The organism is Pararcticibacter amylolyticus, from assembly GCF_003130405.1.
GTDB classification, from domain to species: Bacteria; Bacteroidota; Bacteroidia; order Sphingobacteriales; family Sphingobacteriaceae; genus Arcticibacter; species Arcticibacter amylolyticus.
The window spans coordinates 86,709-92,392 of sequence record NZ_QEAS01000004.1; the positions used below are offsets into that span (position 1 = coordinate 86,709).

A 5,684-nucleotide genomic window follows, 5' to 3' on the forward strand; every position below is an offset into this window, starting at 1 on the left:
GGCCGTAGTAGGAGTGAGGCCCGTGTTTCCGTTCGAAATGCTTCCTGATAAGAGAGTCTTTGAGCCTGGGCGCCTTAGGGTTGATCTGCTCTGTCAGGAGCGCCATCTGCGCTACTGCTTCGAGTACAGCACTGTTGTAAACGGCCTTTTCTGCTGTTTTTGCCCAGGTGAAGGGAGCATGGTTCCCAACCAGGATCATTTCGACCTCTTCATAGCTGAGCCCTTTCTCTTTAAAGCAGTCCATAATCTGGAAGCCGGTCTGATATTCGTAGTCACCTTCGATCATAGCGTCATCCATGGGCGGGGCGCAGGGGACGTCGGCAGTTAAGTGGTCGGCATGCGTAGTGCCGAAGATTGGAATATCACGCTGGCTCTGGGCCCATGCTGTAGCATAGGTTGAGTGAGTGTGTACGATTCCGCCGATCTTTTCCCAATGTTTGTAAAGCACGGCATGCGTGTTCGTGTCGGAGGAAGGCCGTAATGTGCCTTCTACTATTTTGCCGTCAAAATCTACGATCACCATGTTTTCAGGTGTCAGGTCTTCATAGGGAACGCCGCTAGGCTTAATAGCAAATACTCCCTTTGACCTGTCTGCAGCACTTACATTGCCAAATGTAAACAGCACCAGTCCCAGTTTGGGCAGCTGCATATTGGCATTGTATGCTGATTGTCTGATATCTTCGTAATTCATTGTGTTATATGCCGGCGGCTGAAGGTTTTTACTAAACCCTTAGCCGCCGGTGCTGGATTAATGTTCAACAAAAATGTTTTCTACCAATGCGCCTGCTTCAGAATAACGTTCGTAACGTTTTGCATAAATTTCAGTGCGTGAAGGATCCGGGAAATACTCTTTGTCAAATCCCTGCCCCATTGCATTCATCGCATCTTCTACCTTGGGGTAAAGACCAGCAGCTGTGGCTGCAAACATAGCGGCTCCGATGGCGCAGGTCTGTTCTGATTTATGGATCCTGATGGGCATGTTCATCACGTCGGCCATCATTTGCATGATGAAAGGAGATTTCTTTGCGACGCCTCCCAGTCCGATCAGGCCTTTAACGGGAACACCCTGTTCATTAAAGCGGTCGACAATTTTCTTTGCGCCAAAGCAGGTAGCTTCAACAAGAGACCTGTACATTTTAATGGCATCGGTTCCAAGGTCAAGACCCAGGAAAGCTCCCTTCAGCATCTGATTAGCATCAGGAGTGCGTCTGCCGTTGAGCCATTCAATGGCCAGTTCTCCGTGCTCTTCGGGTTCAAGTTCTCCGGCACGGCGGTCCAGTTCAGGCATGATTCTTTTTTCGATGTCGGCTATCAGTTTAGATGCTGTTTCTGAATCCACAACAGTTGTCTGTCCGAGCATGTTTTTTACAGGCCAGAGCAGGATGTTTTTGAACCAGGCATAAGCATCACCAAAAGCCGACTGGCCTGCTTCCATTCCGATCATTCCCGGGATAATGGAACCGTTTACCTGTCCGCAGATGCCGTTCACCAAAGTTCCCTTTACTTCGTCAGAAGGGGCCACGAGCATGTCGCAAGTAGATGTTCCCATTACTTTGCTCAGGTAATAGGGCTCAATTTGGCCGCCTACAGCACCCATATGTGCGTCGAAGGCGCCAATACCGATTACTACGTCGGCAGGAATGCCCAGGCGCTCTGCCCATTCTTTACTGATAGTTCCGGCAGCCTCAGCAGCAGTGTAAGTGTCCGAAGGTAATTTTGCAGTGAAACCTTTCAGCAGAGGATCGAGGCTCGCGAAGAATTCATCAGGCGGAAAACCATTATATTCTTCTGACCATAAGGACTTATGACCGGCAGAACAAACGCCGCGCTTAACCTGATTGACATCCTGACCCCCTGTTAGCAAGAAAGGGATCCAGTCGCAGTGTTCCACCCATGACTGGCAGGCATTACGGACTTTTTCGTCGGCCCTGAACGTGTGCAGGAGCTTTGCCCAGAACCATTCTGATGAATATATACCTCCTACAAACTGGAGGTAGTTCGTGTCGAAGTTCTTTGCGTGAGCGTTAATTTCAGCAGCTTCTTTTACAGAAGTGTGGTCTTTCCAAAGCACAAACATGGCGTTTGGATTTTCACTGAATTCCGGCAACAGCGCCAGAGGAGTACCATTCTTATCAACGGCTACGGGAGTGGAGCCTGTTGTGTCGACAGAAATCGCCCGGATCTTAGCCGCTACCTGTTCTCCGGCTTGCTGAAGGCAATTTTTAATAGTCTGTTCAAGTCCTTCGACGTAATCAAGCGGGTGCTGTCTGAACTGATTTTTTCCAGGATCGCAATATTTTCCCTCTTTCCAACGTGGATAATAAAATACTGATGCGGCAACCTCTTCTCCAGTGCCGGCGTTTACAATTACTGAGCGTACGGAATCTGTTCCGTAGTCTACTCCTATAACAAAGCTGTCTGAGATCATAACTGGTATTTCGTGTCCAAATAACACTTATTTGATCCAAAAATAGAAATTCTTTATAAAATGCAATGACTTTTTAAAAAAGAAAATTGTCGGGATTGGGGACAAAGTTTAAAAAGGACTGAAACTTGTCCTTATACTTTGATTTGTCGAGAATGTAATAAAATGCTCCCTTTTTAGAATTTTCTTTGTCTTTCTCTTTCTGGCGGATCAGCAATCCGGTTGAGAGTACTTTCCTGCTGAAATTACGTTTATCGAATTCAGCGTCGTATACTCCTGTATAGAGGGACTGCAATTGGGGCAATGTGAATTTTTCGGGAAGTAATTCAAAAAGGATAGGGTGGAGGGCGGCCTTATACCGCAGGTTTTTGAGGGCTGCCTGTACCATTTCCTGGTGATCGAAAATCAGATCTGGCATGTCTTTGAGGAGAAACCACTCTGGCTGAAATTCGTCACTGAGCTGTTCTTTATACTTATGTATGTCAACCAGGGCTGAATAACCAAGACTGATCACTCTCTCTATAGGATCGCGTTTTGGGTCGCCGAACGCTCTCAGCTGTTCCATATAAACGCCTTCCATTCCTGTTAATTGTTTCAGAATGCGGGCGGCCGCATCGTCGGTACTTTCATCCGGCTGAACAAAACCGCCCATCAGGCTCCATTTGTTCTTTTCAGGCTCCATTCCTCTATGGATGAGTAAAAGCCGGAGATTTTCTCCATCAAAACCAAAAATAATACAGTCGATCGCAACAAGAAAGCGGGTTTGTTTAGAATATTTGCTCATGCAGTGGGTACAATATTAACGGATGGAAATTAAACAGCCAAATTTTCAGCTATAAAAACTATTCTTTCTCTATAACATTCGATTCAAAAAAACGTATAGGGCTTGTGAGGTTGATATTCTTATCTTTGCCCACTATGCCGAAGGAAATAATTCCATATAAAGATAACAATGCTACGAAGAAAGAACAGGTAGCAGATATGTTTAATAATATATCTCACTCATACGACTTCCTGAATCATTTTATGTCTCTTGGAATAGATATAATATGGAGAAAGAAGGCGATAGGTGAGTTGAAAAAGGACCGTCCCGCGAGGATCCTGGATGTTGCTACGGGAACGGGTGATTTTGCGTTTGAAGCGATAAAAATGCTGAAACCAGAGAAAGTGACTGGTGTGGATATTTCGGAAGGAATGCTGAAGGTTGCCAGGCAGAAGATAGAAAGCAGGGGTCTTGCTGACATCTTTGAGGTTAAGCTGGGGGATTCTGAAAAACTTCTTTTTGAGGATAATACATTCGATGCCATCACTGTTGCTTATGGAGTGCGTAATTTTGAAAACCTGGAAAAAGGATTGGAAGATATGCTCCGGGTATTGAGGCCGGGGGGCAGGGTGGTGATCCTGGAGTTTTCCAAACCGAAGGTTTTCCCGGTAAAGCAGCTTTATAATTTTTATTTTAATTCGGTTACCCCCACTATAGGGCGGATCTTTTCGAAGGACAACAGTGCTTATAAATATCTTCCGGAATCGGTTGCTGCTTTTCCGGATGGGAAGGCTTTTGTTGCTATGATGGAAAAAATAGGTTACAGGCAAACTAAGTACCGTCCTCTAACGTTTGGCATTAGTTCGATCTACACTGGGATTAAATGAGAAGATATCTGGGATTTTTCGTGATGTTGATGTGCTTCGCCCTGAGTTCTTCTGCACAGGAGAACTGGGGAGGAGGGGTGGATGACGAAATCCTGCATTTCGGTTTTACTTTCCAGTATGTTAATTCGGAGTTTAAGATTCAAAAAAGGCCGAACTGGCAGGCTCCATTTGCAAGTCCCGGGGAATACGATCCTTCTGAAAGGATTCTTTATGATTCTCTTTATAATATCAGTTCGCAAGGCAAACCGGGATTCGGGATCGGCTTTGTAAGTGATCTGAGGTTGGGAAACAACGTTAATTTAAGGGTGACCCCTATTCTCGTATTTTCAGACCGCCTGGCTTATTACGGATATAAGACCGAGGGTTTACTGGAAAAGAAGGTGCAGTCGACCATGATTGACATTCCTTTTGGTGTGAAGCTTAAATCAGACAGGCGGAAGAATTTCAGAGCTTATATACTCGCGGGCGGCAAGTACTCCATGGACATTATCTCTAAGAAAAAGCTTAATGATGAAGACCTGATCATGTCTGAAAAGTTCCTGAAGACTAAAAAAGGGTTTTTATCCTATGAAGCCGCGATCGGGTTTGACCTTTATTTCGAATATTTCAAAATGTCTCCGGAAATAAAATTCTCCCAGTCTGTCAACGATATCTTAATGCATGACAGGACTCCTTTCGCCAATCCTATTGAGAAGATGTTCTTAAGGAACATACAATTCAGCCTATCTTTCGAATAAAGTGCTTCCTTTAACTTTCAGGTTATCAGGCTCAAGAATATATCGTGAGTAAACCATGATAATTTATTGAAATAATAACTAAACTAATTTCTTAATTTCGCATTCAAAATAGATGGATATGTCTAAAATTGCTCTTATAACTGGAGCTACTGCCGGAATCGGCGAAGCGTGTGCCAGGTTGTTTGCAGCACAAAATTACAACCTCATTCTCACAGGCAGACGTACAGAAAGACTGGAAATCCTATCGGCAGAATTACGCAGTGCTTTTAAAATCAGAATTCAGACCCTTACTCTCGATGTCAGAAATAAAGAAGAAGTGATGCTGAAGCTTAACGGTCTTCCGAAGGAATGGCAATCTGTGGACGTACTGGTGAATAATGCTGGTTTAAGCCAGGGGCTCGATCCGGTTGACCGGGGAGATACAGACGACTGGGACAGGATGATCGATACAAACATAAAAGGCCTTCTTTATGTTACCCGTGTAGTGTCGCCGTGGATGGTGGAAAGGAAACAGGGTCACATTATAAACCTCGGGTCTATAGCAGGTAAGGAGACTTATGCTAATGGTAATGTTTATTGTGCTACAAAGCATGCTGTAGATTCTTTAAATAAAGGTATGAGGATTGATTTGCTTCCTCATGGAATCCGGGTTACTGCCATTCATCCAGGGGCTGTGGAAACTGAATTTTCGGAAGTCAGGTTTAAAGGGGACAAGGATCGTGCGAAGACGGTATACCAGGGTTTTGATCCGCTTGTTGCGGAAGATGTTGCAGATACGATATGGTTTGCGGTTTCCCGCCCGCCTCATGTAAATATCAACGAACTGGTGGTAATGCCCAGAGCACAGGCGGGAGCGTATTACTGGCATAAGG

Annotated in this window: 6 protein-coding genes; 3 read left to right on the forward strand and 3 right to left on the reverse strand. The window is 45.0% G+C overall.

The features are described from left to right. The 3 genes from DDR33_RS06245 to DDR33_RS06255 all read right to left on the reverse strand — a co-directional run. A partial coding sequence (locus DDR33_RS06245) for an L-ribulose-5-phosphate 4-epimerase (RefSeq protein ID WP_109414917.1) occupies positions 1-691 on the reverse strand: 691 nt, incomplete at its 3' end. 57 nt (positions 692-748) lie between these two features. Continuing rightward, complete coding sequence (locus DDR33_RS06250; RefSeq protein WP_109414918.1) at positions 749-2,428, reverse strand: ribulokinase; 1,680 nt, start codon at positions 2,426-2,428, stop codon at positions 749-751. Between the two features lie 73 nt (positions 2,429-2,501). Next, on the reverse strand, positions 2,502-3,209 hold the full coding sequence (locus tag DDR33_RS06255; RefSeq protein WP_109414919.1) for an NUDIX hydrolase: 708 nt from the start codon (positions 3,207-3,209) through the stop codon (positions 2,502-2,504). A 134-nt stretch (positions 3,210-3,343) separates the two neighbouring features. Here DDR33_RS06255 and ubiE point away from each other — a divergent pair, with 134 nt between their 5' ends. From ubiE to DDR33_RS06270, 3 genes are all read left to right on the forward strand, one after another. Then, positions 3,344-4,075: a bifunctional demethylmenaquinone methyltransferase/2-methoxy-6-polyprenyl-1,4-benzoquinol methylase UbiE gene (gene ubiE / locus DDR33_RS06260; RefSeq protein ID WP_109414920.1), complete on the forward strand. Its 732-nt coding sequence runs from the start codon at positions 3,344-3,346 to the stop codon at positions 4,073-4,075. Continuing rightward, complete coding sequence (gene porT, locus DDR33_RS06265) at positions 4,072-4,812, forward strand: type IX secretion/gliding motility protein PorT/SprT (protein ID WP_109414921.1); 741 nt, start codon at positions 4,072-4,074, stop codon at positions 4,810-4,812. Before ubiE ends, porT begins: the two co-directional genes overlap by 4 nt. 118 nt (positions 4,813-4,930) lie before the next feature. Then, positions 4,931-5,684, forward strand: a 754-nt coding sequence (locus DDR33_RS06270) for an SDR family oxidoreductase (protein WP_109415102.1), incomplete at its 3' end; no start/stop codon positions are given.